The sequence below is a fragment of the Opitutus sp. ER46 genome, from assembly GCF_003054705.1.
In the GTDB taxonomy this organism is placed as follows: domain Bacteria; phylum Verrucomicrobiota; class Verrucomicrobiia; order Opitutales; family Opitutaceae; genus ER46.
The window spans coordinates 387,558-414,490 of the sequence record NZ_QAYX01000025.1 but is presented as its reverse complement, the minus strand read 5'-3'; the positions used below and the strand labels follow the sequence as shown (position 1 = coordinate 414,490).

The following is a 26,933-nucleotide window of genomic DNA, read 5'->3' as shown; positions in this document are numbered from 1 at the left end:
CTCCTCCGCATCCCTTTCATGATCACCCTCCCTCTCTCGTCCGCTCCGGTTCGAACGCGGTCCGCGCGCCCCGCCATGTCGCGGCGCGCCGTTGCCGCCCTCGTCACCGGCTGCCGGCGCACGCTCCTGCCGCTGCTGCTCCTGCCGCTCGGCCTCGCCGCCGCCGACCTGCCGCCGCCCGGCTTGCGCACGCTCGATGATCCCGATCCGGCGCGCGACGCTCGCGTCGCCTGGCATCGCGAGGCCCGCTTCGGCTGCTTCGTGCACTGGGGCGTGTACTCGGGCCCCGCCGGCGTGTGGAAGGGCCGCGTGGGCGGCACGTACTCGGAGCACCTGATGCGTTCCCTCGAGATCCCGCGCGCCGTTTACCTCGAGGAGATTGTGAAGCCGTTCAACCCGACCGGCTTCGACGCCGACGCCTGGGTGCGGCTGATGCGCGACGCCGGCATGCGTTACCTTGTCATCACCGCCAAGCACCACGACGGCTTCGCGATGTATCCGTCCAAGGTTTCCTCATACAACCTCACCGCGCAGACCGCCTTCAAGCGCGACCCCATGGCCGAGCTCTCCGCCGCCTGCAGGAAGTACGGGCTGAAGTTCGGGTTCTACTATTCGCACGCGTGGGACTGGGAGCACCCCGATGCGGTGGGCAATTTCTGGGACTACGGCCGGCCGGGCGGCGAGTCGGGCTGGTGGGAGCAGCACCCCGAACTCGTGGCGAAGGCGACGCGCTACGTGGAGGGAAAATCCATCCCGCAGATCCGGGAGCTCATCGCGATGTATCACCCGGATATCCTGTGGTTCGATACATCGAGCAAGACGCCGCCCGAGCTCTGCCGGCGCATCCTCGCGGCCGTGCGCGCCGCCGGTCCCGACATCGTCATCAACAGCCGCATTGGCGGCGGCGGTGTGCTCGGCGACTACCGCTCGACCGCGGACCGGCCCGCGTACTTTCCCGAGGTGTTCACCCAGTGGGAGGCGATCCCCACGACCAATGAGTCGTACGGCTACAAGCCGAGCGACACCTCGCACAAACCGCCGGCCCACTTCATCCACCTCCTCGCCCAGGCCGTCGGCAAGGGCGGCAACATCCTCATGAACATCGGCCCGCGCGGCGACGGCGTCATCGACCCGAAGGACGAGACGATCCTGCGCGGCATCGGCGCGTGGATGAAGGCCAACGGCGAGAGCCTGTACGGCTGCGATCGTTCGCCGCTGCCGGTGCAACCCTGGGGCGCCGTCACCCGGCGCGGCAACCGGCTCTACCTGCACGTTTTCGCCTGGCCCGCCGATGGCAAGCTCGTGGTCGCCGGCCTGCGCAGCACGCCCCTCGGCGCGCGGCTCCTCCACGGCGGCGAGTTGCCCGCGCAGCGGCTCAACGTCGACGACCTCCAACTCACGCTGCCGGCCGCGGCGCCCGACGCGACCGACACCGTGCTCGTGCTCGATTTTCCCGCGCAGATCGCGGCCAACAAGGCGCTCCGCCTCGCCGGCTCCGGGACCACGCGGCTGCATGTCATGGACGGCCGCCTCGACGGCCCAGGCATCCGTTACGGTGATGGGAAGACCAACCGGGACGTGACGGAGGAGTGGTCGCGCCCCGAGGCGACCGTCACGTGGACCGTACGCGCGCCGGAGACGCGGCGGTTCCGCGTCACGGCCGAGTACAACACGCTCACCAAGACCACGCGCGGCACGTTCGTGCTCGAGGCGGCGTCGCAGTCGCTGGCCGGCACCGTGTCGCCGACGCCGGCGCTCGACGTGTTTCGGCGCGACGTGCTGGGCGAACTCACGTTGCCCGCCGGCGAGCACACGCTCATCGTGCGCCCGACCGCCCTCCCCAACGGCAACCTGATGCGCCTGCGCCAGATTGAACTGCAACCGCTCGACTGATCCGCCGTAAACCGCCGCTGCTCGTGAACCTCCGCCTCCTTCCGCTCCGCCTGATTCCCGTCCTCCTGCTGGCGGCGCCGCTCCTGGGCGCGCCCGAGACCGTGCCGCTCGCGCCGCTGCTCAACCCGCGTGACTCCGACTACGAGCACGCGCGTCCGACGGTGGACAAGAACACCGCAGGCCGCGCGCTGCGCGTGGCGGGGCGGGAGTTTGCCTTCGGCCTCGGCACGCAGACCGACAACCGCACCGCCATCGAGCTCAAGGGCGCGGTGCGTTTCCAGGCGTTCGCGGGCGTGGACGACGCGACCGAGTCGACGGCGCCGGTCGCGCTGGAAGTGCAAGCCGACGGACGCGTGCTTTGGCGGCAGGAGATGAAACGCGGCGACGCCGCGGTGCCGCTCGACCTTGAGGTGCGCGGGCGCCACACGCTCGTCCTCGTCTGTCACGATCTTGGCAACGCCTACACGCAGGCACACGTCGCATGGGGTGAGACGCGGTTCATCGTCGAGGGCGAAAAGCCGGCGTCGACCGTCGCGCCCTCGCTCGGCGAACCCGCGGTCATCTTGACGCCGATGCCGCCCGCCACGCCGCGGATCAACGGCGCGCGGGTGTTCGGCGCGCGGCCGGGGCATCCTTTCCTGTTTCAAATCCCGGCGACCGGCGAACGCCCCATGCGGTTCAGCGCCGACGGACTGCCCGCGGGGCTGACGCTCGACGCGGCCACCGGGCGCATCACCGGCCATGTCGCCGCGGGCGGCACGTATCGGGTCACGTTGCGCGCCACGAATGCGCGGGGCACGGATGCGCAGCCGCTGCGGATCGAGATCGGCGAGACGATCGCGCTCACTCCTGCCATGGGTTGGAACAGTTGGAACTGCTGGGGCGTGTCCGTGAGCCAGGAGAAGGTCCTCGCCTCGGCGCGCGCGCTCGTGGCCACCGGGCTCGTCAACCACGGCTGGACCTACGTGAACATCGACGACGCGTGGCAGGGGCATCGGCGCAGCCCCACGCACGCGTTGCAGCCCAACGAGAAGTTTCCCGATCTCGGGCAGTTGTGCGCGGAGATCCACGCGCTGGGGCTGAAGGCGGGGATCTACTCGACGCCGTGGATCACGAGCTACGCCAGTCACCCGGGCGGCAGCGCGGACAATCCCGCCGGCGACTGGGTGAAGCCGCCGACGCCCAAGCAGCCCAACCGCAAGATCAAGCCCTGGCACCTGGGCGAGTTCTCCTTTGCCGAGGCCGACGCACGCCAATGGGCCGAGTGGGGTTTCGATTACCTGAAGTACGACTGGAATCCCAACGAGCCGCCCGAGACGAAGGTCATGGCCGACGCCCTGCGCGCCTCGGGCCGCGACATCGTTTACAGCCTCTCCAACAACGCGCCGATCGCGCACGCGGCCACACTCGCAACCCTCGCCAACTCCTGGCGCACCACCGGCGACATCCGCGACATCTGGGGCAACCTGCGGAACATCTGGTTTCAGCAGGAGAAATGGCGCGAGTTTGCCCGGCCCGGTCACTGGAACGACCCGGACATGCTGGTCGTCGGCCCGGTTGACATCGGCAGCGGCAAGAGCATCCGCCCCTCGCGCCTCACGCCGAACGAGCAGTACACGCACGTCACCCTGTGGTGCCTCTTGTCCGCGCCGCTGCTCATCGGCTGCCCGGTGGAGAAGATCGACGCCTTCACGCTCAGCCTGCTCTCGAACGACGAGGTCCTGGCGATTGATCAGGACGAACTCGGGCGGCCGGCGAAGCAGCAGATCGTCGATGGACGCCAGCAGGTGTACGTGAAGGAACTGGCGGACGGCTCGTATGCGATCGGGTTCTTCAACCTCGCCCAGGTCCCGCAGACGATCTCGGTGCCGTGGGAGCGGCTCGGTTTCACGCAGCCCCCCGCCCGGGCCCGCGACCTCTGGCGCCAGCAGGACGTGCCCGTGACCGGTGCCACCGTGAGCGTCGAAGTCGGCCGCCACGGCACCCAGCTCTGGCGGGTGTGGGGCAGAAAAGGGAATGAAGGAGTAAGGGAGTGAGGGGGCGCGGCGCGGCGATCCGCGCCGCAGTCGGTCCCGCAACCTGCAACCTGCCAACTTTTCCACCTTCGAACCCGAGGCGCGTTCTCACATTCTGAAGCCGGCGCTTGCGCTGGCTTCAGAATGTGAGCCGGTTGCGGCGGTTTCCGGGTTTGCCTTCGGCCGGGAACGTGTTCACTTGAACACTATGCCGCCCGAACCGCTTACCGACCGCCAACGCGACGTGCTCGATTTCATCAACGCGCACCATCGACAGAACGGCATGGCCCCGTCCCTGCGCGAGATCCAGGCGCACTTCGGCTTCGCCAGCCCGTTCGCCGTCCAGCGCCACGTCGATGCCCTCACCGAAAAGGGCGCGCTGCGCCGGCTCGACGGCAAGGCCCGCGGCCTCCTCCCGACCTCCCTCCCGCGCCGCGGGGCGCTCGCCGAGATTCCGCTTTTCGGCACCATCCCCGCCGGCCTGCCCACGGCGACCGAACAGGAGCCCGACAGCTACATCTCCGTCGACACCGTGTCCCTCGGGGTGCGGCCCAACGCCAAGCTCTTCGCCCTCAAAGTCCGCGGCGACTCCATGGTCAACGCCAGCATCCTCGATGGCGACGTCGTCTTCCTCACCCCGCGCGAGCCGCGTCCGCGCGACATCGTGGCCGCCCTCATCGACGGCGAATCCACCCTCAAACGTTTTCTCCTCCAACGCGGCCGCGCCTTCCTGCGCGCCGAAAACCCGCGCTACCCCGACCTCCTGCCCGCCACCGAGTTGGTGATCCAGGGCGTCATGGTCGGCCTGCTGCGCACCCAGGTTAACTAGCGCGGCTTCCCGCGCGCCGCGGGCCACGGGTTTCCCCACCGCCCGCCCTCCCCGACCCATGAAACCTTCCTCCGACCGCCGCCGCTCCATCCTGCAGGACCTCAAGTCCGCCCAGGTGATCGATGTCTTCCGCCGTCCCTCCTTCCTCCGCCGGCTGCTTGGCACCTTCGCCGCACCCGCGCCCGAGCCGCTGAAACGCTCCCCTGCGCCCGCCCCGGCCGCCGCTCCCCGCGACGCCGACCGCCACGCCTAGCGCGCCGCCCCGCGCCCGCCATGCCCGCGCCGCTCCCGACCTGCCGCGTCCATGTCCGCCCCCGCCAAACTCAGCGCGCTCCGGCGTCTCCTCGCCGACCGTTTTCCGTCCGTCCCTGGCACGGGCGCGGAACCGCTGGCCCCGCCCGCCCGCGGGCTGCCAACGGGGATCCCGGCGATTGACGACACGGCGGGCGGACTCCCCCTCAGCGCCGTCACCGAGCTGGTTTGCGCCGCGCCCAGTTGCGGCAGCCAGCTCCTGATCGGCGCACTGCTCTCCCGCACGCGCACCACCCGCACGCGCGTCGCCCTGGTCGACAGCGCCGATTCCTTCGACCCGGAGTCCTTCCCGCCCGACCACCTTGCGCACCTGCTGTGGGTCCGCTGCCGCCAGACGGCCGAGGCGCTCCAGGCCGTCGACCTGCTCGCACGCGATGCCAACCTCGGGCTCGTCGTCCTCGACCTACGCCTCGCCCCCGAAGCCGACCTGCGCCGTACGCCCGCCACCCAGTGGTACCGGCTGCAACGCGCGGTCGAGCCCGCCGATCTCGCCCTCGTCGTCGTCACCCCGCGCGCGGCGGTCCCCAGCGCCCAACTGCGGCTCGTGCTCGAGACCTCGCAGCCGACCGCCGCGTGGGACGAAGACCGCGCGGCGCTCACCCGCCAGCTCGCCCCCGCCCGGCAACGGCAGCGGCGGCAACTGCTCACCGGCACCGGTTGACCGCGCGCGGTCGACCACGCCGGTGATTTACTCGCGCTGCTGAGGGCTGACGCATGTACGCGGTGCTCCATCTCGCCGAGTTCGCATTGCAGGCGGTGCTCCGCACCGAGCCCGGCACCGCGGGCCAACCCGCGGCGCTGTTCAGCGACCAGACGCGAAAATCTCTCGTGCTCGTGGCCAACGCCCCCGCCCGGGCCGCCGGCGTCATCTCCGGCATGACCGCCCCGCAGGCCGTTGCCCGCAGTCCCCACCTCATCATCCGCACCCCGAGCCCCACCGCCGAGGCCGACGCCCGCGCCGCCCTCCTGGCCGTTGGCTTTACGCTTTCGCCCCTCGTCGAAGACACCGCTCCGGGCATCTGCACCGTCGATCTCAAGGGCTCGGTCCCCGCGCAATACGGCCCGGCCAGCCGTGCCGCGGTGGCCCAGCTCGCGGAGTTTGGCCTCACCACGACCGTCGGCATCGCGCCCACCCCGCTCCTCGCGCTCTATGCCGCGCGCGCGGCCGGCCATCGCGCGGCCGCCGCCGCAACCGCGGCGCCGCGTGCCAGCGCCGGGCCCGAGCAACTCACGCTGCTTTCGCTCCGGCCGGAGGACGAAGCCGACGCGCCAGCGCCCGCGGCACCGGGCGAGCGCGCCGCCCGGATCGAGGATGCGGCGGGGACGTATGACGCCGCCGCGCCCGTGCTGCACGTCACCGATGCGACAACGTTCCTCGGTCCCCTTCCCCTCGCCGCGGCGGATCCGCCGCCGGAAATGGCGTCGATCCTCCACAGCTGGGGGTTGCGCACGGTCGGCGATCTCGCGGCGCTGTCCCGGGATGACATTGGCCGCCGGCTGGGCCCAGCGGGACTGGCATTGTGGGATCGGGCCCGCGGCGGCGCGGCGCGCCCGCTCCACCCCGTGGCGTTGCCGGAAACATTCGGCGCCGCGCGGGAGTTCGAGGAGGAAGTCGAGACACTCGAGCCGCTGCTGTTCATCCTGCGGCGCTTCCTCGAGCGGATCACGCTGGAGCTCCGCACCCACGGCTTCGTGGCCGCCGAGCTCGCGCTCACGCTCACCCTCGCCGACGACTCGCGCCACGAACGCTCCTTCCGCCTGCCGGAGCCGACCGCGGACCTCGAGATCCTGTTTCGCACGCTGCACACGCACCTCGAGTCCCTGCACACCGACTCGGCCGTGATCGGACTCCGGCTCGACGCCACGCCCGCACGCCCGCTGGTGCGCCAGCAGGGGTTGTTCGACACCGGGCTGCGTGACCCGCACGGCTTCGCCGAAACGCTCGCGCGCATCGTGGCGATCGTCGGCTCCGACCGCGTGGGGACGCCGGTGATGGAGGACACCCACCGTCCCGACGCCGTGAAACTGGAGCCGCCGTCGCCGATCGTGCCGCCGTTGGCGGCGCCGCCAGTGCACCCGCCCGCCGGCCTGCCGCTGCGCCGTTTTCGTCCGCCGCTCCGCGCGCAATTGGAACTGACCGACGGCCGCCCCACGTACCTGTGGACGGAGCGCTTCAACGGCGCCGTGACGCAGCTCCGCGGCCCGTGGCTGAACAGCGGCGGCTGGTGGCAAAACGACCGCTCCTGGCGCCGGGTCGAGTACGACGTCGCCCTCGCCACCGGCGGCCTCTACCGGATGGTCCTCACCGAGCAGCAGTGGCTAGTGGAGGGTGAGTACGATTGAGGCGCGCCGCCGTGCGCGCCGCCCCTCTTACTCTTCCTCTTTCTCTCAAGGGATTGAGGGATTGAGGGATTGAGGGATTGAGGGATTGAGGGATTGAGGGATTGAGGGATTGAGGGATGCACTCGGATCAAGAGAAAGAGCAAGATGGCCCACGCCCCCAACACCGTGGCCTCCGTCCCCCACTTTCACTCTCACCTTCACTCCGAAGGCCGTTCTCGTTCTCGTCACAGAGCTCGCTGAGGCCGGAGGAGGACACGGAGGATAACCAGCCCATGCGCGTCTTCCCTCCGTGCCCCTCCTCCCATCTCTGTGACCTCCGTGTCCTGCCCGGAGGGATTGAGGGAGAAAGAGTACGAGTAAGAGTAAGAGAAAGATTTGGGGCGGACTGAAGTCCGCGAGGCGGCCATCCCCCGACTTGTGTCCGCCGTGAGCCCTCGCAAGCCTCGGCTCCGCTTGAAAGCCACGCTGTCCTGCTTCCTCGTGCTCGCCCTCGCCGCGTTCGGCTACGGCGCCACGACCACCCCCGGAACCTCGCCACGCTTCACCGCCAAGGAACTCAAGCAAGGGTTCCGCGACGACGTCATCCTGGCGCGTCCCAAGGCCACCCACCTGGCGGTCGCCGACAGCGAGGAGGCCGCCGAAGGCGTGCGCGTACGCACCAAACTCAACCGACTCGGCGAGTTGCGCGTGATCGAGGTCACGGCCGGCGAGGACCCGACGGTCACCATTGCGCGGCTCCAGGCCACCGGCCGCTATGAGTTCGTCGAGCCCGATTACCTGCGCTCGCTCCAGGCGACGACGCCCAACGACCCGCGCTACACCGACGGCTCGCTCTGGGGTATGAACAACAATGGCGATTCGAACGGCGTCGCCGGCGCCGACATCGACGCCCCACTCGCCTGGGACATCCGGCACGACGCCCCCGACATCATCGTCGCCGTGGTCGACACCGGGGTGAACCTCACGCACCAGGACATTGCCGGGAATCTCTGGACCAACCCGTCGCCCACGATCAGCGACCTGCACGGCGCCAACTTCGTCGGCGGGGCCGGCCGCGCCGTCAGCGGCGACCCGACCGACGACGACGGCCATGGCACCCACGTGGCCGGTACCATCGGCGCCGTCGGCAACAACGCGTTCGGCGTCACCGGCGTCGCGTGGAAGGTGAAGCTCATGGCCGTGAAGGTCTTCCCCGCCGGCGCCAAGGGCTCGATCTCCGAGATCGCCGCCGGCGTGAACTACGCGATCAGCCACGGCGCGCACATCATCAACGCCAGCTACGGCGGCGACGCCAGCACCACGTACTCCGCCACCGAGCTCGCCTCGATCACCGCCGCGCGCAACGCCGGCATCATCTTCGTCGCGGCGGCGGGCAACGCCGGCGCCGACATGGATGTCGCCCGCTTCTATCCCGCCAGTTTCGCGCTCGACAACATCGTGACCGTCGGCGCCTCCAACCGGCGCGACGAGGTCTCCACGTTTTCCAACTACGGCGCCGCCGTGGACCTCTATGCGCCCGGCGAGGAAATCCTGTCGCTCAACTACGCCAACAACAGCGGCACCGCCACGAAGAGCGGCACCTCGATGGCCACGCCGCACGTCGCCGGCGCGCTCGCGCTGCTGAAGGCGCAGTTCCCGTCCGATACCTACCGCCAGTCGATCAACCGGCTCCTGCGCGGCGCCGAGCGAGGCACGCGTTTCGCCAGCCGCTCCCAGACCGGCGCCCGGCTCAACCTGTACAACGCGCTCACGACGACCTCGAACCTGCCGTTCAACGACGCCTTCGCCAGCCGTCCGAGCTTCACCAACACCAACCTCGTCATCCGCAGCAACAATGCCGGCGCCACCGCCGAGGCGAACGAGCCCGCCCACGCCGGCTTCGCCGCCAGCGCCACACTCTGGTGGGAATGGAAGGCCCCGGCGAGCGGCACGGTCAGCGTCAGCACCAGCGGCAGCGCCTACGACACCGTCCTCGCCCTCTACACGGGCACCAGCGTCGACGCGCTGACGGCGGTTGCCTCCAACGACAACGACTCCTCCGGCACCACCAGCCGGATCACCTTCTCCGCCACCGCGGGCACGACCTACCAGATCGCGGTCGGCGGCAAGAGCGGCGCCACCGGCCTCACGCTGCTCAGCATCGGCACCATCCCGGCCAACGACGCCTTCGCGAGCCCGGTCACGCTCTCCGGCGCGAGCACGCACGTCACCGCCACCAACGCCAACTGCAGCCGCGAAGTGAACGAGCCGCGCATCGTCAGCAACGCCGGCGGCACCTCGCTGTGGTACCGCTGGACCGCCCCGCAGTCGCGGCGCTACCAGATCGGCGCCGTGAGCGCCGAGTTCGACCCGATCCTCGGCGTGTACACCGGCAGCACCCTGGCGTCGCTCGCCGCGGTCGCCACCAACGATAACCTGAGCAGCTTCGGCACCGCGGCCGTGTGCACGTTCACGGCCACCGCCGGCACGACCTACCTCATCGCGGTCGACTCCAAGAGTGCCACGACCGTCGGCACGTTCACCCTGAACATCACCGACTCGGAGTGGCAGGCGGGAGCCGGCGACGCGATCACCGGTTCGCCCGCGGTTGCCGACGATGGCTCCGTGTACTTCGGCAGCACCGACAAATCCGTGTACGCCTACAACGCCGACGGCTCACTGAAGTGGACGTACGCCACGGGCGGGTTGATCGACACCTGCTCGCCCGCGATCGGCGCCGACGGCAGCGTGTACATCGGCTCGAACGACGGGAAATTCTACGCCTTCACCGCCACCGGCTCGTTGAAGTGGAGCAACACGTACTCCGGCCCGGCCTCGAGCAGCCCCGCGATCGGCGCCGACGGCACGATCTACACCCGGGTGGCCGACGGTTTCCTGTACGCCCTGGACCCCGCGACCGGCAACGAGCGCTGGCGCTACAACGTCAACGCGACCGCCTCCGGCTTCTACGGCAACCCGGTGGTCGGCGCCGACGGGACCATCTACCAGGGCTCCGACGATAACGACCGGTACCTGTACGCGCTCAAACCCACCGGCTCGCTGAAGTGGCGATTCGCCACGTCGTCCGGCGTGTACGGTGCGCCGGCCATCGACGCCGCCGGCAACGTCTATTTCACGACGCTGTACGGGCGGGTGTACGGCGTGAACGCCAGCGGCACCGAGCTCTGGCACGTCGACTCCCCCGGCAACATCAGCTCCAGCGTCGCGCTCAGCCCCGACGGCGGGACGCTCTATTACGCCGACTACAACGCGACCCTCTACGCGCGCGACACCGCCACCGGGACGGTCCGCTGGACCTACGCCCTGGAGGGCGAAGTGCGGGCCAGTTCGCCCGCCGTGGATGCCGATGGCCGGATCTATATCGGCGCCTACGACAACAAGCTCTACGTCCTGAACCCCAACGGCACCCTGCAACGGACCTACTCGACCTGCGGAACCGTGCGCTCCGCGCCCGCGCTCGCCAACGGCCGGCTCTACGTGGGCAGCAATGACCAGCGCTTTTACGTGATCGACGTCGGCGCCTCGCCGGCAGCCGGCCCCTGGCCGCAATACCGGCACAACGCCCGCCGCACCGGGCGCGCGCTCGTCGAGGCCATCGCAATCACTGCCCAGCCGACCGCCCCCACAGCGGTGCTCGGCCAGCCGTTCTCGCTCAGCGTCACCGCCGTCAGCCAGGCCGCGCTGACGTACCAGTGGTACAAGAACGGCAACGCGATCGCCGGCGCGACGGGCTCGACCTACTCGGTCGCCGCCGCGACTTCCGGCGACACCGGGATCTATCAGGTGACCATCGCGAACGGCCAGACGACCGTCACCAGTACGTCGATCTCGATCTCGGTCGAAGCCCCGCGTCCAGGCCGGCTCACCAATTTGTCCATTCTCACCAAGACGGGCCGCGGCAGCCAGACGCTCATCGCCGGCTTCACGATCTCCGGCACCGGCAGCAAGCCGCTCCTAATCCGCGGCATCGGACCCAGCGTGCGGCCCTACCCGTTCCTCGTCACCGACGCGATCGGCGACCCCGTGTTGGACGTCCTCACCTTCCCCGCCGGCGTGGCGGTCGCACACAACCAAGTCTGGGGTGGCGGCTCCGCGTTAAGCGCGGCGTTCGAAAAGATGGGGGCGTTCGGCCTCGCCGCGGACTCGCTCGACAGCGCGGCGCTCGTCGACCTCTCCGCCAACTCGCCCGGCACGTTCACGATGCAGGTCACAAGCGCCAGCGGCACGAACGGCTCCGCCCTCGCCGAGATCTACGACCTGGAGTCCGCGACCGTCGGCACCGCCGCCTGGCTCTACAACCTGTCCGCCCGGGCGCAGGTGGGAGGCAGCGCCGGCGTGCTGACCGCGGGTTTCGCCATCTCCGGCAATATGCCGAAGAAGCTTCTGATCCGCGGCGCCGGTCCCCAACTCGTCGTCAACGGCTCGCTCTCCGCCGCCGAGGCGCTGGCCAACCCGAAGCTGGACATCTTCCGCCTTGGCGACTCCACGCCCTCGTACAGCAACGACGACTGGGACGGCTCCGTCGCGCTGCAGGAAGCATTCGCCAAGACGTATGCCTTCCCGTTGAAGACCGGCAGCAAGGACGCCGCGCTCATCGTAACCCTCGCCCCCGGCACCTACACCGTCCAGATCTCCGGCGTGAACAACACCGCCGGCATCGCGCTGGTGGAGGTGTACGAGGTCGGAGAGTGAGAGTGAAAGTGGCGAACGAGAGGCCCCACTATCGAGCGTCACGGGCGGGCATGGGCTGAGCGCGAGGATGGCCCGTACGCGCACGCTCGGAGCCGCCGTTACGCGTGCGCGCAGACGCCACCGTGACATCGAGGTTAGGCCAAAGCGCCAGAACCGTGCAGCGCCCGCGGCACAGTGGTCACAGATTACGGAGGCCCGCGCCAATGCCGCGGGCTTTCAGCTCTCCCCTTTAGGAAATCGCGAACGCGATTTCCTCAGAAGCGCACCGACATACCGGCGCGCATGCCGTTCAGGTTCTTGAAATCAACCTTGGTCGAATAGTGCGCGGTATCGCTGTCGATCGTCTGCGTGTACGATCCGGCCGACTGGTAGATCACGCCGGCGAAGAAACCCGTCTTCTCGGTCAGGTCGAACTGCAGGCTGGCGTCGGCGTAGTAGCCGGGGAGCAGCTTGTAGGCGTCGCTGGTGTCGGTCTCGATGATGTCGGAGCCGATCTCCGGCGTGAGCGACTGGATGACCGTGTAGTTGGTGCCCGAGTAGATGATCGCCGCGGCGAGCGTAAGGTTCAGCCGCAGACGCGAAGTGATCGGAATCCAGACTTCGGCGCCCCCACGGAAAGTGTAGTACGCGCCTTTCACCTTCCAGTTATTGCGAATGATCATCGAGTCACCCGAGCCGGCGGCGACATCCCGAATCTGGCGAAAGAGCGGGATCTGGCTGATCAGCACCGAACTATCGACCGTGACGGACGTCCCGGAGGTACCGCTCGTAGTGGTGCTCGAACTCGGCGCTTCGTACGGCGCATCGGGCGGATTCCGGCCAAAAAGTGAGTAGTGGTCGGCGATTTCCTGAATCGTGCCGGCGACCGTATCGATCTTCCGGGCCGAGATGTCGTTCACCGAAATACCACCGATGAGGTTCCAGGAGACGCGTCCTTTGAGCAGCTTGCCCATGTCGCGGGCAACCATGAGGTCCAGCCCGTTGGTGGTGCGGCTCTTCTGGCTGCGCACCGCCTGGTCGGTGACTTCAGCGGAGTACGAGTGAAAGGCGATGTAGCCGGGGGCCGTGTGGTCGGAGTCCACCTGCCGCGAGTCCGAGTAGTTCCAGGTGTTCGTCTTCCCATCCGGCGCAATCGGGTCGGAGATGGTATTGCCGGTGTGCGGATCGATCATCGGATTGCCGTAATCATCGAGCCGCGCAGTCGTCCGGGCGTCGGGCGAGACGGTGCCGTCGTGATAGCTGCGGGTGATGTCGGTCCGGGTAAGGTCCTGGTTGAAGTCTTCCGGGGTCTGGATGGAGCCGGTGCCGGAGAAGCTCGCGGTCACGCCGCCGAGGGATCGGAAGCCGAGCCGGACGGAGCTCTTGGGTTCGTAGATGTACTCGTCGAGATTGCTGAAATCGGGGATCTCGGTCGGGGGCCGCTGGCGCTGTTCGTCCGATTCTTGCGCGCGGGCAACGGAAAATGCGGACACGGCAGCAAGCAGGGCGAAGCGGAGATATTTCATGCGGTAAGCGCCAACTGGGACGGCGGTGGTAAGCGAATGTTGCATGAAAGTTCGTGGGCGCCCCCGCGGTCGTCAACGAGAGAGTTTGGCCCGCCGCCGGCTTATCCCCACCCAGGCGGCGCGGCTCCGGAAGCCAGTTTTGAATGACCGGGAAGCCGCGTCCGATGCGGGTGCGCGTGCCGGTCGCCACAGGCGTGTTGCCGCCCATTGGCGGCAAGCTCGCTTGCGCAGACGGGCCGGTCCGTCCGCCAGAAAGAGGTACCGGCGGGGGCCGGCGGCGGGGAGGGCGGGATCTGGCCGCGTTTCGCGGCGCTACTCCTTGAACTCGTCCCGCTGTTTCGCGGCTTGGTCCTCGGCCTGCAGCGCCGCGGCAGCCGCCGGATCGACGGCCGCCTCGCGCTCCCGCACCCGCCGTTCGCGGGCGCGGAGATCCTCCTCGCGCTGCTCCAGTTCGATTTCCTTTTCCTGCTGCGCCTGCACCTTCTCAAAAAGCTTGGTTTCGCTCGCTTCGAGGAATTCCTCGCGCTCGCGCAAGGCCCGTCGCGCTTCCTCGACACTCGCCGCCTGGCGCTCGAGTTCCGCGCGCAGCCGCTCGAGGGCGGCTTTCTGCTCGGCCGAAACCGGTTGCCCGGCCGGGGCTGGCTGCCGGGTGGAGGCGATCACCTGCTGGCGCGCGATCAGCAAAGCCTCCATCTCAGCGATATCGCGTTCGCGTTCATTGAGCCGGGCCTCGGATTCCTCGACCACCCGTTCGCGGTCGGCCAGCAGCAGCTCAAGCTGGCGCAGCGAACGCTCGAGTTCCGCAATGCGGGCGGTGTCCTCCGGCGCCGGCTGGCCCGTAAACGGCGCCCGGGTGGCAGAGACGAACGCCCGGATGGATTCGCGGGTGACGGCCGAAGCCTCCGAAACCTCAAGGGGAGACCGCAGCGCCGCCCGGCGACGCGGCAACGCCAACGCGGGCCCGGGGCGGACCGGTCTCGGCGCCGGCGGCGGAAAACTCGGCGGCGGCGGCGGGGGTTGACGCGGCGTTTCGTCCATGGCGCCCGGCAAGCTGGTTCCTTACCGGCCGAACAGCCAGCCGAACCAACCCGATTTTTTGGCGGGGGCGGCGGCCGACTCCGGTACCTTCGCCGGGGTCCGCAGATGGGGTCGCAGCAGTGCCGCGGCCCGCTGTTCCAGCACGGGATTGCCGAGCACCACGAAATGCCGCTCCAGCGAGCCGCCCGCCGCCAGGTCGCGCTCGATAGCGCCAAGCTCGTCGACGAACCACGTCACGGCCACCTCCACGCGCGCCGCCGCATCCGGGGCGTTCGCCACCTGCGCCAGCGCCTCGACGAGGTGCAGGCCCTTGGTGCCGGGACGGAAGGGCAGGACGGTGGCGAGCGACGCCTCGTCCACGTGCGAGAGGGCGTTGAGCAGCTTTCGGAAATCACCGCCCACGATGACCGTCTGCGCCATGCCCTGGGCAAACACGGCGAACTCGCCGAGCGTCGCGAGTTTCTCGAGCCGGCAGAACTCAAGCGTTCCCGGTTCGAGGCCGGTGAGCACGATCGGGAAGTTCTCGGGGATGCCCAGCTTGGCCAGGTTCTTCAGGAGCACGTTGTCCCGCTCCGCCGCGACCTCAGTCTGCTCCACCATGTCGCCAAACGGATCGTCGAAGGCCTGCGTCTCGCGCAGGATCTCGATCAGGGTGTCGATCCGCTCCTCCGGCTGGCCCTTGAGCTGCAGCAGCTCCACGACCTCCTCGAAAGCGAGGTCGATGTACTTGGCCGGGGTTTCATCGGCCCCCTTGATCGGCCACTCCACGCCGTCGAGGTTCTGCGCGAGGCTCGCGAGCGAGGTGTCGACCATGATCGACGTGCTGAACGCGTGGCGAATCTGGTCCCAGTCTTTGGCGGTGGATTTCATCTTGGGAGGGAGCCGCACCCGCGGCGCCGGCTAGGGTGTCGGGGCGTGCTGGATCAGCTCGGTCGCAAACTTGCGGTAGTCATTCACGACGTTGTCGCCGCTCGCGTTGCCTTCGGCGTCGGCGCTCACGAGCGAAACCGGTAGCCCGAGTGCCACTGCCCGGCGCACGACCATCGCATCGCGGATCTGGGCGTCGAAGATCTTTGCCCGCGCCGCGACGCGCTTGGCCGAACGAAACTGGTTTAACCGAAGCTGCATTCGCATCTTCGGCACCTCGATGTCGACGCCGGTCTTGATCGCGTTGAACACGATCCCGTACACCTGCGCCGCCGGCCCCATGGCCGCCTGGCGGAAGCTGGCCGAGAGCTGGTGGAACTTCTGCAGCTTTTCCACCAGCAGCGTGAACCCGATCAGGCTGAGCGCGTCGGGATTGGCCGGCACGTAGAGTTCGTTGCTCGCGAACACGCCGCACTGCGAAGCGCGCAGGATGTTCGGCGGGCAGTCGAAGAGGATGAAGTCGTAGTTCGCCTCGATCTCCCGGAGCTGGTCGTAGAACACGAGGAACGGCGGGCGGCTGGGGTCGCCGTTGTACTCGTTCTCCAAGTCCACGAGGTTGAACGTCGTCGGGACGAGGTCCAAGCCCGGCAGCAGCAGCTCGCCGGCCTTGCCCTGCACGACGTCCTTGAGCACGAGGTCCTTCACGCGCGCCGTGCCGGGATCGAAGATCGAATACACCGCGCCCACGCCCTGGGCGTTGATCTTGTTCCAGCGGTCGAGCTTCATCAGCCAGATGCTCGCGTTGGACTGCGTGTCGAAGTCGCACAACAGCACCCGCTGGCCCAGTTTCACGAGGGCCGCGGCGGTGTTTACGATCAGCGACGTTTTGCCAACACCGCCCTTGTAATTGAGGAAACTGATTCTACGCGCCATGCCGGAAAGCCCGTTGACAAGCGGGACAGAACGCCGGTGAACATGTGGCCCGCCATTCAGCGGTTCCAGTAAAAAACCCGCCGCGGAGCTTTTACGAAATATTTCCCTCACGCGTGAACAAGACCGCCCTCCGCCAAGCCATCTTGGACCGTCTGCAGGCCGATCTGGCGCAACAACGCGCCGCCGCGGAAACGTCGCGCGACGAGGCGATCAGCGAGGAGAGCCGGCCCGAGAACAAGTACGACATGCACAGCCAGGAGGCGGCGTACCTCGCCCAGGGGCAGGCGCGACTCGTGCGTGAAATCAGTGACAACATCGCGCAGTACGCGAGCCTGCCCGTGCCGGCCTTCGCGCCCGACGCAGCCATCGCGCTCGGCGCCGTCGTCGGCCTCGCCAACGGCCGCGCCACGCAGTGGTACTTCGTCGGCCCCCGCGCCGGCGGGATCGAGCTCTCCGTCGACGGTCGCGACGTCCTCGTGATCACGCCACAGTCGCCGCTCGGCCGCGACCTGGTGGGCAAGCGAGTCGGCGACGAGGTGCGCCTGCCCGGCCGGCCCGCGCCGCTGCGGATCAGCACCGTGCTCTGATCGGCTGGGCAACGCGTCCCGTCGGCGGCCGCTCGTGCCGGTTCACTTGGCTGCCGGATCGCCGTACACAATGCCGCGACCGCTGGTGCCGACGTACACGCGACCGAAGACCCGCGGATCACCCGTCAGCGTCCGCACCCAGCCAAACTGATGCTGGGCGTCGGAGATGCGGAGCCACGTGGCGCCGCTGTCGTCGGACCGGAAGTACGCGGTGACACCGCTCACCTGCCCCAGCAGGAACACCGCCGCGCGGGCCCGGCCCGGCGCCGCCCGTCCGAAGCCGACCTGGCTCGCGCGCTCCACGCCCGCGCAGGGCTGGAACGAACGTCCGGCATCCGTGGATACCAACAGCCCGCGCCGCGTCGGCAGCCAGAGGTGGCCCTCCCGACCGGGCTCGACGCGCAACGGCCCGCCCTCCTGCGGCACGCGGGCGAGTTGGCGGAAGCTCGCACCGGCATCGGTACTGCCGAACACCCGGCCCGATTTCCGTCCGTAGATATAGAAGCGTTGCGGGTTCACCGCGTCGGCCACGGGCCGGTCGATGAAGAAGTCCGTGGAGGCCTGCACCGGTCCCTGCGCGGCCTGCCAGGTGGCGCCGCGATCGGTCGAGCGATACGGCGCGGATCCGGTGGGCAGCCAGAGGAGCGTGGCGGCGTCCACGCTGATCGCGATCGCGCCGACCCGGGCGGGCAGCGGCGGGTGCGCTTTGAACGGAGTCCAGGTTGTCCCGCCATCGGTCGAGATCGCGCCGCGCGCCTCGCCTTCGAGCGTGCGCACGAAGATCTCGGGGCGCTGCGCCGCCATCGCGAGCGACGGGTTGCCCCGCTGGAACGGTTGGAACATGCCGGCCGCTGGCGAGCGGCTCAGGTCGTCATGCCGAAAGCCGCCGAGATCCGGCATCGCGCTGAGCAGCGGTGCGCCGGCCGGCGGGCTGATCAGCTCGTCGATGACCGTCTCTTCCAGCCCCTCGTTCTCGAAGCGCCACGTGGGCGCCTCACCCCGCTCCGCGGCTTCGAGCCCGCGGGTCGCCCACACGCCATATCCCGTCACGATCCAGGCGCGCGCCCGATCGGCGGGGTCGAGCGCCACCGCGCCAAACCAATGCGGCTTGAGCGCGTGGATGTAGGGCGTGGCGCGGTCGTCCCATTGCGCGCCCGCGACCAGCGGCCGCCAGGTGCCGCCGCCATCGGTGGTGCGGAAGACTTCATCGCGATACTTCCAGCGGTCGAGGGTGGAAACCAGGACGGTGCCGGCGGCCCCCGGGTCGACGGCGAGACCAGCGTAGCCAAAACGATCGCCGCGCCCGGCATCGGGTCGCAGCGGCGTGACGTCGGTCCAGCGCGCGTCGGCCGGCACGTACTTCCAAACCGCACCGTCCGTCACATCGTTGGGTCCGATCCCATTGCCCGCCGCCAGGTACAGGGCGCCGTCGGCGGCGAACGCAGCGTGGTGCACCACGAACTTCGCCGGCTGGCCGGGAACTGGCGCCCAGGTTTCGCCGGCGTCCTCGGTCCGGTAAAGGACCGGTGCGGCGGCATCGGCCGTGGCGACGTACACGGTGCGCGTCAGGTCTCCGGTCGCCTGCGGCGCGAGACAAACCAGCGCGACGGCCGTCGCGGGGAACCGCGCCACGCGCGCCCAGGTGCGCCCATGGTCCGCACTGCGCCACAGCCCGTCGCGCGTGGTGCCGAGCCAGAGGACCCCACCCTGCCGCGGATCCACCTGCAGGCGTTCGCCCATCGAGCGGCCGTCTTCGTTGGCCCCGAGCCTGAAGGGCAGCGGCGTCGCGGTCCAGGAGCGTCCCTGGTCGGAGGACCGCAGCAGGGCGGCCGGCTTCGCCCAAGGTTGGGTGTACGAACCGCAGGCGAGGTAGAGCTGGTTGGGATCCTGCGGATCGACGGCCAGGCTCAACACCCCCAGCCACTCGGCCTCGTCCTGCCCCAGCGCGTCGTTGAGCGCGGTCCAACGCTCCGCCCGCGCGTTCCACCGGAAGACCCCGCCCACGTCGGTGCGCGCGTACAGGAGGTCCGGCTGGGCCGGGTGATAGACGAGTCCGGTGACGTAACCGCCGCCGTGGATGGCGACATCGCGCCACACGTACGGCAGGACGGCATCGGGACTGGCGGCCGGCAGGACCGCGCAACCAAGCAGGAAGAGGCTGCACGCGGCCCAGCACGTGAGCTTCCGGGGGGTAAGCCGAATCATTGGGGTCACGCCGGGCACGGTAACGAGCCGCGCCGGCGCGCCGCCACCGTTTTTTCGCCGCGCCCCCACAGGGGCTTTCCGAGGATTGCACCGCGCCCGGTTTCTGTTCGTGCTGGCGGCATGCGTCTCCCCTGCCTGCTTGCATTCCTCCTGAGCCTCGCCGCGTTTCTGAGTGGCTGCCAGACCGGAGAAATTCTCGCGGTCGTGCCCATCTCTGACGGCGGCAAGATCAACGTGCCGCTCACGTCCAAGGGTCCGCCGCAGGGCGAGGGCGGTGGCTACCGTGTCGAGCTCGCGATGGTCTTTCCCGGCAAGGAAAACCGCCAGGCGTATTACCAGTTCGGCATGAGTGCGACCGCCAAGGCCCCCGCGCTGCAGCGGTTGCGAATCGAGGACATCTCCGACGAGAAACCCGCCCTGCTCCTCGACGAGGCCAACCCCAAATTCGAAAAGAACAGCTGGATGGGGAAGACCGATATCATCGCCGCCGAGGATCGGCGCATGGCCTGGCTGTTCCAGATCACGTCCTCGATGCGCGTCTACCGTTTCACGCTCACCACCACCGCCGGCGAGACGATCACCTTCAACCACGTCTCCATCTACCCGCCGATGATCAAGGAATCCATGCGGGCGAAGTGGGGCGAAAAGTACTGAGCCCCGGCCGGCCGCGGCCACGCGCGGGCCGCCCCCGCCGCGGTCCCCGCAGTCAACCTCCGCCATGCCGAAATCGAAAAGCTCCCGTCCGCTCCGCGCCGCCACGCTCGCTGATGTCGGTCGCATGGCGGGCGTGTCGGCCATGGCGGCCTCCGCGGTCCTCAACGGCGCGCGCACGTCGTCGCGCATTTCCGACGAGACGCGACGGCGCATCCTGAAGGCCGCAGCGCAACTGGATTACCGCCCCAACGCGGCCGCCCGGGCGCTCGCCAACCGCCGCATGCAGACGATCGGCGTGGCGGCCGTTTTCTCCGGCGGCGAGATCAACCATTACTTCCTCGAGCTCTTCAACGGCATCATGGCCGCCGCCGCCGCCCGGGACCAGAACACGACGGTGTTTTCGCTCCACAACTGGGGCCCGGACGCGAGCCGGCTACGGACGATGTGCGACGGGAGGATCGACGGCCTGATCCTGGTCGCCCCGACGTTTTCGCCGAAGGAGAACGTCCTGCCGACGCACACGCCGTTCGTCTCCATCCACGCCAATTCGCAGCTCGAGGACGTGATCAACATCGAGAGCGACGAGGAGCGCGGCGCCTACGAGATGGTGCGGATGCTGGTCTCCCAGGGGCACCAGCGCATCATGCACGTCGTCGGCCCGGAGGGCATGACCGGCGCGCAACGCCGCGTGCGTGGCTATCGGCGCGCGCTCGCCACCGAACACATTCCGGTGCGCGCCGATCTCCTGATCTCAGCCGGCAGTTACTCGGTCGAAGGCGGACGGGACGCCTTGCGCCAGTGGCTGCGGCAGCATCCCGGTGCGCGACTGCCCCAGGCCATTTTCGGCGCCAGCGACAGCATCGCCGTGGGCGTGATGGAAGCCCTGGCGGAAGCGGGCCTGCGCGTGCCCGACGACGTTTCGGTTGCCGGTTTCGACGACACCCTGGCCGCCCGCATCAGCGTCCCCCAACTCACGTCGGTGCACCAACCGCTCCGCACGATGGGCGCCCGCGCCGTCGAACTGCTGCTGGGGCGCATCGAGCGGCAGGTTGCCGCGGACGCGCCGCCCATTGTCTTTCCCGTCGAGGTGGTGGTCCGCGCGTCGGCGCGCCCGCCCGGCACGACCGATCGGATCGTGCCGGCCGTCGCCTGAGTCGTCAGTCGGCGGAAACGTAGCGCGGCTCGATGTCGACCGGCAGGTCGCGCAGCCGTTCGAGCGCGCGGGCGACCTCCGGCCGCAGCACGACCATCCGCTGCAGGAGGGCCTGCGCGCGGGCATAATCGCCCGTCGCCTGAATCATCATGATCTCGCGGGTCAGGCCGGTCACGGCGGCCTTCATCCGGGCGGCATCCAGCGCGAAGGTGCCGTCGGCCGCGACCGTGATCGCGCCAGCGTCGAGCAGCCAGTTCACCTGGAGCGCCATGCCCTTCGCATGCGCCTCGGTCAGTCCGAAGCGAAGCGTGCGGAACGTTGACGCGAGGAAGGTCGTGTACAGCGCACGCTCGCCGGCCGGGTCGAGTTCGCCCTTGTCCATCAAGTACTGCAGCGCCCAGAGCCCGGAGATGTCGGCCTTGGCCTCCTCGATCGTGCCGTAGAGTTCGCGCAGTTGGTGGCGGACCGTCGTCTCGCGTCCGTCGACGCGCAGCGCCTGAGGCCCGAGTCCATGCATCAGCTCGTGCATGAGGATGTGGGTGAAGAACGGGTCGAACGCGACGTGAGGCTGGTCGCCGGGCGCCAGCACCCGGGCCGCGATCGGCCGCAGCACGCGGTCGAATTTCGCCTGCTGGACGTTGCGGAGCAGCACGCGCTTCGAGCCCTTCTCGGCGACGACGCGCTCGTCGTTCGGCAAGTTGAAGGCGGCGGTCTGGACGCCGTGGTTGGCGTCGCCGGAGGCAAACGCGAGGTTCACGACGCGGATCGGGGCGTAGCCGCCGAGTTTCGCGCGGCGGTACTGCGGGTCGATCGGCAGGTGATCCTCGACATCCTGAAGCTGGCCGCTGAAGCGGGTGAGCTTCGCGGTCTCGGCGTCGTCGGTCAGCGCGATGAAGGCCTCGAAGGCCGCCTTGTAGTTGAACCAGCCGTCACCGTAGGTCTCGTACGGCCCGATCGTGGGCTCGATCGAGGCGTCGAGTTCCATCCAGGCGACATCGCTCGCGTAATAGTCATTGGTGATGAAGGCCTCGGCCCGCTTCTCGAGGTACGCCTTCAGCGTCGGTTGGCTCGTGGCGGCGGCAGCCTCGCGGAGAAGCCGGGCCGCCTCGGCAAGCTCGCCCTGATACTCGAGGCTGTACGGCACGATCACGAAGCGCCCGGCCGGGTCGCGGCGGATCGTCGTGAAGAAGCCGGTCGCGGCGGCGCGCTCCGTCTCGGGCAACTGCCGGATCCAGTGGTCGATCTCCTCGCGCGTGGCACCCGCCGGATAGAAGTTGCCGGCGGTGGATTTCGGGCCGACGCCCGGCAGGAATGGAGCGTGTTCGTCGAGGGCAGACCATGGGCCGGCATTCAGCCGGAAGTACTGCAGGCGGGCCCGCCCGAGCGGCGATTCATCGCGCAGCAGCCCGACCAGCCGGGTCTCGTTGAGGGGATCGGCCTGACGCAGGAACAAGGCGTCGAAGACCTTGGCCGCCGCGATCATCTTCTGCAGCGCCACCCGCTCGTTTGCCGGCAACCGGGAGACATCCACGCCCAGCTCCACCGGGACGAACCGGGCGTGCATCCGTTCGAGGGCGGCGAGATCAGGCACGCCGGAGTTGGCGGCGGAAAGGGAGGCGGATGACAACATGGTGGATAAGGCGGCCAGCAGCAGGAACGTTCGCATCCGTCCCACTCAGCCCGCCGCCTTGGTGGTGTCAACCGACCGCATGGCGGTCGCCGCGCCGCAACGGGCCCCCGCTGAACACCTTTTGCGTTGCCCCGAAAGGTAATTTCCCGCGCATTAGCCGGCCGATGGCTGACCAATCCGTACTCCCGGCGGGCAGCGAAATCCTCGTGCTCGAAGACGACCCCGGTCTCCGCAAGCGCTGCGTGGCCTATCTCACGGCGCAACGCGCAGACGTGACCGAGGTCGGCAACTTGGAACAGGCGCGCCGGATCCTGCGCGAGGCCCATTTCGATTTTGCGCTGGTCGACCTGCACCTGCCCGACGGCGAGGCGCTCGAACTCCTGCGCGAGGGCGCGTTCTCCGAGAACACCGGGGTGGTCGTGATGACGGCGTTTGGCGGGGTGAAACGCGCGGTCGATGCCATGCGGCTCGGCGCCGGCGACTACCTCGCGAAACCGTTCGAGCTCGAGGAGCTCCCCCTCGCCTTCCGGCGCTGCCGGGAGAACCGGATCGCGACGCGGCGCGACGAGTACCGGACCGAGGAGCTCACGCAGGAGGCCGACCTCTTCCACTTCACGCCCGCCCTCGCCGGCGTGCGCGCCAAGCTCGAATCGATCCTCACCGCCGAACGGCGGCTCGAGCGCTCGCTCCCGCCGGTGCTGATCGAAGGCGAGACCGGCACGGGCAAGACCGCCCTCGCCCGCTGGCTCCACCGGCAGGGCCCGCGCTCGCGCCGCACCTTCCTCAGCGTCAACTGCGCCACGCTGCCCGATGCCCTGGCCGAGTCGGAGCTGTTCGGCCACGAGCGCGGCGCGTTCACCGATGCCCGCCAGGCCCGGACCGGGCTGTTCGAAGCGGCCGACGGCGGGACGCTCTTCCTCGATGAGATCGGCTCCCTCTCCGCCGCGGCCCAAGCGAAGGTGCTCACCGCCGTGGAGGATGGCACGCTGCGCCGCGTCGGCAGCACCCATGAGGTGCATGTGGACGTGAGGCTGATCGCCGCGTCGAACCGCCCGCTGGCGCAGCTGGTCGACGAAGGCCACTTCCGCGCCGATCTCTACCACCGCCTCAATCTCCTGCACCTGACGCTCCCGCCGCTGCGTGAACGCGGGAGCGACGTCCTGCCGCTCGCCCGCCACCTGCTGGTGCGGCTCGCCGCCCGCCACCGGCTTCCCGGGCTGCACCTCACCCCCGACGGCGAGGCGCGGCTGCTCGCCCAACCGTGGCGCGGCAACGTCCGCGAACTCGCACACGAGCTGGAGCGCGCGCTGATTTTCGGTTCTGGCGACGCGCTTGACCTGGCCCATCTCGGAACCCCGTCCCCCGCCGGCGCACCCGCGTGGCGCAATCCGGCCTGGGCGTTGCCGGAAGAGGGCTTCTCGGTCGACACCGTGATCGACGATCTGGTGCAGGAAGCGCTGCGCGTGACCGACGGCAACGTCTCGGCCGCGGCGCGCCGCCTCGGCGTCACCCGCGAGTTCCTGCGCTATCGGCTCAGCGCCGAGAAGCGCGCCTCCACCCCGGCATGAAACACCTGCCCTCGCGCCCCGCCGTCGCCACGTTCATCACGGGCGTGCTCGTGATCGCGATCTTCGCGGCGACGACCTTCCTGATCCGCACCGAACTGCGGCGGGACGTCCGTGACGCCATCATCGATCGCGACGCCTCGGTACTGTACCTGATCGCGGAGGCCCAGCTGCGGGAGGCGGAGGCGGACCCCAGCAATCATGCGTTCGTCTCCGAAATGCTGCTGCCCTCGGTCCTCAAGGTCGTGCAGGGCATGCGCGGCGTCTCGATCTACGACGCCGACGGCAATCTCCTCCAGGTCTCGCCGACCACCCTGGTGCCGACCGAGCTCGCCCCGGACGACTACGCCCGCCTGCTGGCCGGCGATCGCGTCAGCCGCTTCATGCCCGAGTTTCGAGTCGATCGCTACTTCATGGACGAGCGCGGGGACGGCCGGCCGCGGGTCGAACCGATGCTCGAGGTGCTGCTGCCGCTGCAGGCGGCCGGCACGGGGCACGCGGTGGGCTTCGTGAAGTGCCTCGTCGACGCCCAGCGACTGCAGCGGGAGCTGGCCAGCATCGACGCCGGCGTGAACCGCCGCACGACCCAGACGCTGTCGATCGGCAGCGGGCTCATCATCATCGTCCTGGCGGGCGCGTACCTGATCATCCAGCGGGCGCAGCGCATCATCGCGGAGCGCAACGAACGCCTCACCCGCGCGAACTTCGAGCTGACGCTGGCGGCCAAGACCTCGGCGCTCGGCGTCATCACCTCGCACCTGATCCATGGTCTCCAGGGCCCGGTCGCCGGCCTGCGCGCCATGGTGGCCGATCGCGCCAACGACCCCGCGGCCCAGGAGCCCGAGTGGCAGTCGGCCGCGAACTATGCGGAACGGATGCAGAGCATGATCCACGAGACCGTGGCCCTGCTGGGAGAGACGAGTACGGCGACCAGCTATGAGCTTTCCGGCTCGGAGCTCGCGGCGACGATCCGGGATCGCAACCAGGCCGCAGCCACCGCCAAGGGCGTTGCGCTCTCCGTAACCGGGAATTTCGCGGGCACGATCGACAGCCACCGCGGCAGCCTGGTGTGCCTCCTAGCTACCAACCTCGTGCAGAACGCGATCGAAGCGACGGACCCCGGCCGGCACGTGGACGTGAACCTCACGCGCGGCGCGGCGATGCTGACGCTGGTCGTGCAGGACGAAGGCCGCGGCATCCCCGACGCGATTCGCGCGCATCTCTTTGAACCCGGCCGCACGGGCCGCGTAGGCGGAACCGGGCTCGGACTCGCGATCAGCCAGCTCCTCGCCCGCCAGATTGGCGCGACGCTCGAGTTGCTGGCGACGAGTTCCTCCGGCACGGCCTTCCGGCTGCAGGTGCCGCTGCCGAAAGACTAGGCCAAAGCAAAGGGCCGGTCCGAAGACCGGCCCAGGGGCTGCACTGAGGGAAAGGGAACGCGCGGCGGGAGGAACCCGGCGCGGGCGGGCTTACGAGTTGAGGAGCTGCAGAACCGACTGGGGCGTCTTGTTGGCTTGCGCCAGCATGGCCGTACCGGACTGCACCAGGATGTTGTACCGTGCGAACTGCGTGGACTCCTCGGCGACATCGACATCGCGGATCCGCGAGATGGCGGACGAGAGATTCTCGTATTCGACCTGGAGCGTCGACGACGCGAGCTCGAGGCGGGACTGGCTGGCGCCGAGTGACGCGCGTTCGCCGGCCACGTCCTGAATGCCGGCCGTGATCGAGGCGATCGCATCGGTCGACGCGAGGCTCAGGGTGTAGTTGCCGGCACTGTCGGTGGCGATGATCGCGCCCATGTCACCGTCGCGCAGGTTGATCTGCGGGATGTTCATGGTCTGGCCGACCGCCTGGCCGACGGTGACCGTGAGACCGGCACCGCTGTTGTTGGTGCTGTCGGAGCCGAAAAGGGTGATGCCGTTGAACTGCCCCAGGGGAGTGCTGCCCGCGGTGCCGTCACCGATGGTCTGCTTCAGCTGATCCTGGAGGGCGGAGAACTCCTTCTGGTAGAGGGCGACGTCGGTCGAGTTCTTCGTCACGTCCTGCGCGAGCATCCCGAGCTCGCTCATGCGGGCGAGGATCTTGGTCATGCCGCTCATGAAGCCATCCGCGGTCTGCGTGTAGGAAATCGCGTTCTGCACGTTCGTGGTGGCGGCCTTCACGCGCATGTTCTGCGCGTCGAGCTTCTCCGAAACGGCCAGACCTGCGGCGTCATCGGACGGGTTGACAATCTTCGAACCGGAGGAAAGCCGGTTCAGCGAGCGGCCCAGCATTTCCTGGCTGCGATTCAGGTTACGGGCGGCGGAGATGGCTTCGATGTTGGTGTTGATAACGCTCATGACGGGTCTGAGTTAAGGCTGGGTTTGTTTTGAAAACGGAGGGAGGCCGGGAGGCGTGGCCTCAGGCTTTGGGCGCCGCGACCGGAGCTTGGTCGACGGGGTTGGCGGGAACGGGGCGGGCGGCGAGCGGCTGCCCGACCGCGGGCTTCGTCGGCAGCACCGGCAGCGGGCCACCCGGCTTGTTGTGACGGACCGCCGCGGCCTGATTGCTCGCGGCGATGTCGGTCAGGACTTCCTTGCGGAAGATGGCGATGTCGCGCGGAGCCGAAATGCCGATTTTGACGACGTCACCTTCGATGCGGGTGATTCGGATCTCGACCGAGTCACCGATGACGATCGCCTCATTTACTTTGCGTGATAGGACAAGCAT

20 protein-coding genes are annotated in these 26,933 nt (G+C 69.0%); 12 read left to right on the top strand and 8 right to left on the bottom strand.

Translation table 11 applies throughout. From position 1 onward, the window contains the following. Window positions 1-18: 18 nt before the first annotated feature. The 7 genes from DB354_RS20070 to DB354_RS20040 all read left to right on the top strand — a co-directional run bounded on the left by DB354_RS20070 (window position 19) and on the right by DB354_RS20040 (window position 12,084). The gene (locus tag DB354_RS20070; protein ID WP_199226894.1) at window positions 19-1,893 is read left to right on the top strand and encodes an alpha-L-fucosidase; all 1,875 of its coding nucleotides are present in this window, start codon (window positions 19-21) and stop codon (window positions 1,891-1,893) included. Between the two features lie 23 nt (window positions 1,894-1,916). Then, complete coding sequence (locus DB354_RS20065) at window positions 1,917-3,929, top strand: NPCBM/NEW2 domain-containing protein (RefSeq protein WP_107837425.1); 2,013 nt, start codon at window positions 1,917-1,919, stop codon at window positions 3,927-3,929. 187 nt (window positions 3,930-4,116) lie between these two features. Then, entirely contained in the window at window positions 4,117-4,737 is a 621-nt protein-coding gene (gene lexA, locus DB354_RS20060; protein ID WP_107837424.1) for a transcriptional repressor LexA, read from the top strand. 58 nt (window positions 4,738-4,795) lie between these two features. Then, a complete protein-coding gene (locus DB354_RS20055; protein ID WP_107837423.1) occupies window positions 4,796-4,990 on the top strand; it encodes a hypothetical protein in 195 nt (64 codons plus the stop codon). Between the two features lie 51 nt (window positions 4,991-5,041). Continuing rightward, complete coding sequence (locus tag DB354_RS20050; protein ID WP_107837422.1) at window positions 5,042-5,710, top strand: hypothetical protein; 669 nt, start codon at window positions 5,042-5,044, stop codon at window positions 5,708-5,710. Between the two features lie 53 nt (window positions 5,711-5,763). After that, window positions 5,764-7,392 (top strand): DNA polymerase Y family protein, encoded by a 1,629-nt coding sequence (locus DB354_RS20045; protein WP_107837421.1) that lies wholly within the window; start codon window positions 5,764-5,766, stop codon window positions 7,390-7,392. Between the two features lie 453 nt (window positions 7,393-7,845). Next, the gene (locus DB354_RS20040; RefSeq protein ID WP_107837420.1) at window positions 7,846-12,084 is read left to right on the top strand and encodes a PQQ-binding-like beta-propeller repeat protein; all 4,239 of its coding nucleotides are present in this window, start codon (window positions 7,846-7,848) and stop codon (window positions 12,082-12,084) included. 254 nt (window positions 12,085-12,338) lie between these two features. Here the strand turns inward: DB354_RS20040 and DB354_RS20035 are convergent, their stop codons facing one another. The 4 genes from DB354_RS20035 to DB354_RS20020 all read right to left on the bottom strand — a co-directional run bounded on the left by DB354_RS20035 (window position 12,339) and on the right by DB354_RS20020 (window position 16,427). After that, entirely contained in the window at window positions 12,339-13,556 is a 1,218-nt protein-coding gene (locus tag DB354_RS20035) for a hypothetical protein (RefSeq protein WP_146180340.1), read from the bottom strand. A gap of 345 nt (window positions 13,557-13,901) precedes the next feature. Beyond that, a complete protein-coding gene (locus tag DB354_RS20030; RefSeq protein ID WP_146180339.1) occupies window positions 13,902-14,543 on the bottom strand; it encodes a hypothetical protein in 642 nt (213 codons plus the stop codon). 105 nt (window positions 14,544-14,648) lie between these two features. Further along, a complete protein-coding gene (locus DB354_RS20025) occupies window positions 14,649-15,497 on the bottom strand; it encodes a hypothetical protein (RefSeq protein ID WP_107837417.1) in 849 nt (282 codons plus the stop codon). A 30-nt stretch (window positions 15,498-15,527) separates the two neighbouring features. Further along, the gene (locus DB354_RS20020; protein WP_107837416.1) at window positions 15,528-16,427 is read right to left on the bottom strand and encodes an AAA family ATPase; all 900 of its coding nucleotides are present in this window, start codon (window positions 16,425-16,427) and stop codon (window positions 15,528-15,530) included. Window positions 16,428-16,540: 113 nt separating this feature from the next. Here DB354_RS20020 and DB354_RS20015 point away from each other — a divergent pair, with 113 nt between their 5' ends. Next, on the top strand, window positions 16,541-17,014 hold the full coding sequence (locus DB354_RS20015; protein ID WP_107837415.1) for a GreA/GreB family elongation factor: 474 nt from the start codon (window positions 16,541-16,543) through the stop codon (window positions 17,012-17,014). Window positions 17,015-17,056: 42 nt separating this feature from the next. Here the strand turns inward: DB354_RS20015 and DB354_RS20010 are convergent, their stop codons facing one another. Beyond that, window positions 17,057-19,219: a carbohydrate-binding protein gene (locus tag DB354_RS20010; protein WP_107837414.1), complete on the bottom strand. Its 2,163-nt coding sequence runs from the start codon at window positions 19,217-19,219 to the stop codon at window positions 17,057-17,059. A 120-nt stretch (window positions 19,220-19,339) separates the two neighbouring features. Here DB354_RS20010 and DB354_RS20005 point away from each other — a divergent pair, with 120 nt between their 5' ends. Together DB354_RS20005 and DB354_RS20000 are read left to right on the top strand one after the other, a co-directional pair. After that, a complete protein-coding gene (locus DB354_RS20005) occupies window positions 19,340-19,873 on the top strand; it encodes a hypothetical protein (protein ID WP_107837413.1) in 534 nt (177 codons plus the stop codon). Window positions 19,874-19,937: 64 nt separating this feature from the next. Further along, window positions 19,938-21,026: a LacI family DNA-binding transcriptional regulator gene (locus tag DB354_RS20000; protein ID WP_107837412.1), complete on the top strand. Its 1,089-nt coding sequence runs from the start codon at window positions 19,938-19,940 to the stop codon at window positions 21,024-21,026. A 4-nt stretch (window positions 21,027-21,030) separates the two neighbouring features. On the opposite strand, the gene DB354_RS19995 is transcribed toward DB354_RS20000, so the two are convergent. Further along, complete coding sequence (locus DB354_RS19995; RefSeq protein WP_233256709.1) at window positions 21,031-22,656, bottom strand: hypothetical protein; 1,626 nt, start codon at window positions 22,654-22,656, stop codon at window positions 21,031-21,033. Window positions 22,657-22,820: 164 nt separating this feature from the next. Between DB354_RS19995 and DB354_RS22110 the strand changes: the two genes are divergently transcribed. Beyond that, complete coding sequence (locus DB354_RS22110) at window positions 22,821-24,224, top strand: sigma-54 dependent transcriptional regulator (protein ID WP_158277626.1); 1,404 nt, start codon at window positions 22,821-22,823, stop codon at window positions 24,222-24,224. Next, window positions 24,221-25,600 (top strand): sensor histidine kinase, encoded by a 1,380-nt coding sequence (locus tag DB354_RS19980; RefSeq protein ID WP_107837410.1) that lies wholly within the window; start codon window positions 24,221-24,223, stop codon window positions 25,598-25,600. Before DB354_RS22110 ends, DB354_RS19980 begins: the two co-directional genes overlap by 4 nt. Before the next feature lie 90 nt (window positions 25,601-25,690). Here the strand turns inward: DB354_RS19980 and DB354_RS19975 are convergent, their stop codons facing one another. Together DB354_RS19975 and csrA are read right to left on the bottom strand one after the other, a co-directional pair. Next, window positions 25,691-26,563 (bottom strand): flagellin, encoded by an 873-nt coding sequence (locus DB354_RS19975; RefSeq protein ID WP_107837409.1) that lies wholly within the window; start codon window positions 26,561-26,563, stop codon window positions 25,691-25,693. A gap of 61 nt (window positions 26,564-26,624) precedes the next feature. Further along, entirely contained in the window at window positions 26,625-26,933 is a 309-nt protein-coding gene (gene csrA / locus DB354_RS19970) for a carbon storage regulator CsrA (protein ID WP_107837408.1), read from the bottom strand.

Bases quoted from the DNA above. Each gene is read 5' to 3' on its own strand.
- DB354_RS20070 (WP_199226894.1), top strand. From the start codon at position 19: ATGATCACCCTCCCTCTCTCGTCCGCTCCGGTTCGAACGCGGTCCGCG.
- DB354_RS20000 (WP_107837412.1), top strand. From the start codon at position 19,938: ATGCCGAAATCGAAAAGCTCCCGTCCGCTCCGCGCCGCCACGCTCGCT.
- lexA (WP_107837424.1), top strand. From the start codon at position 4,117: ATGCCGCCCGAACCGCTTACCGACCGCCAACGCGACGTGCTCGATTTC.
- DB354_RS19995 (WP_233256709.1), bottom strand. From the start codon at position 22,656: ATGTTGTCATCCGCCTCCCTTTCCGCCGCCAACTCCGGCGTGCCTGAT.
- DB354_RS20055 (WP_107837423.1), top strand. From the start codon at position 4,796: ATGAAACCTTCCTCCGACCGCCGCCGCTCCATCCTGCAGGACCTCAAG.
- DB354_RS19980 (WP_107837410.1), top strand. From the start codon at position 24,221: ATGAAACACCTGCCCTCGCGCCCCGCCGTCGCCACGTTCATCACGGGC.
- DB354_RS20050 (WP_107837422.1), top strand. From the start codon at position 5,042: ATGTCCGCCCCCGCCAAACTCAGCGCGCTCCGGCGTCTCCTCGCCGAC.
- DB354_RS20005 (WP_107837413.1), top strand. From the start codon at position 19,340: ATGCGTCTCCCCTGCCTGCTTGCATTCCTCCTGAGCCTCGCCGCGTTT.
- DB354_RS20010 (WP_107837414.1), bottom strand. From the start codon at position 19,219: ATGATTCGGCTTACCCCCCGGAAGCTCACGTGCTGGGCCGCGTGCAGC.
- DB354_RS20045 (WP_107837421.1), top strand. From the start codon at position 5,764: ATGTACGCGGTGCTCCATCTCGCCGAGTTCGCATTGCAGGCGGTGCTC.
- DB354_RS20020 (WP_107837416.1), bottom strand. From the start codon at position 16,427: ATGGCGCGTAGAATCAGTTTCCTCAATTACAAGGGCGGTGTTGGCAAA.
- DB354_RS20025 (WP_107837417.1), bottom strand. From the start codon at position 15,497: ATGAAATCCACCGCCAAAGACTGGGACCAGATTCGCCACGCGTTCAGC.
- csrA (WP_107837408.1), bottom strand. From the start codon at position 26,933: ATGCTTGTCCTATCACGCAAAGTAAATGAGGCGATCGTCATCGGTGAC.
- DB354_RS19975 (WP_107837409.1), bottom strand. From the start codon at position 26,563: ATGAGCGTTATCAACACCAACATCGAAGCCATCTCCGCCGCCCGTAAC.
- DB354_RS22110 (WP_158277626.1), top strand. From the start codon at position 22,821: ATGGCTGACCAATCCGTACTCCCGGCGGGCAGCGAAATCCTCGTGCTC.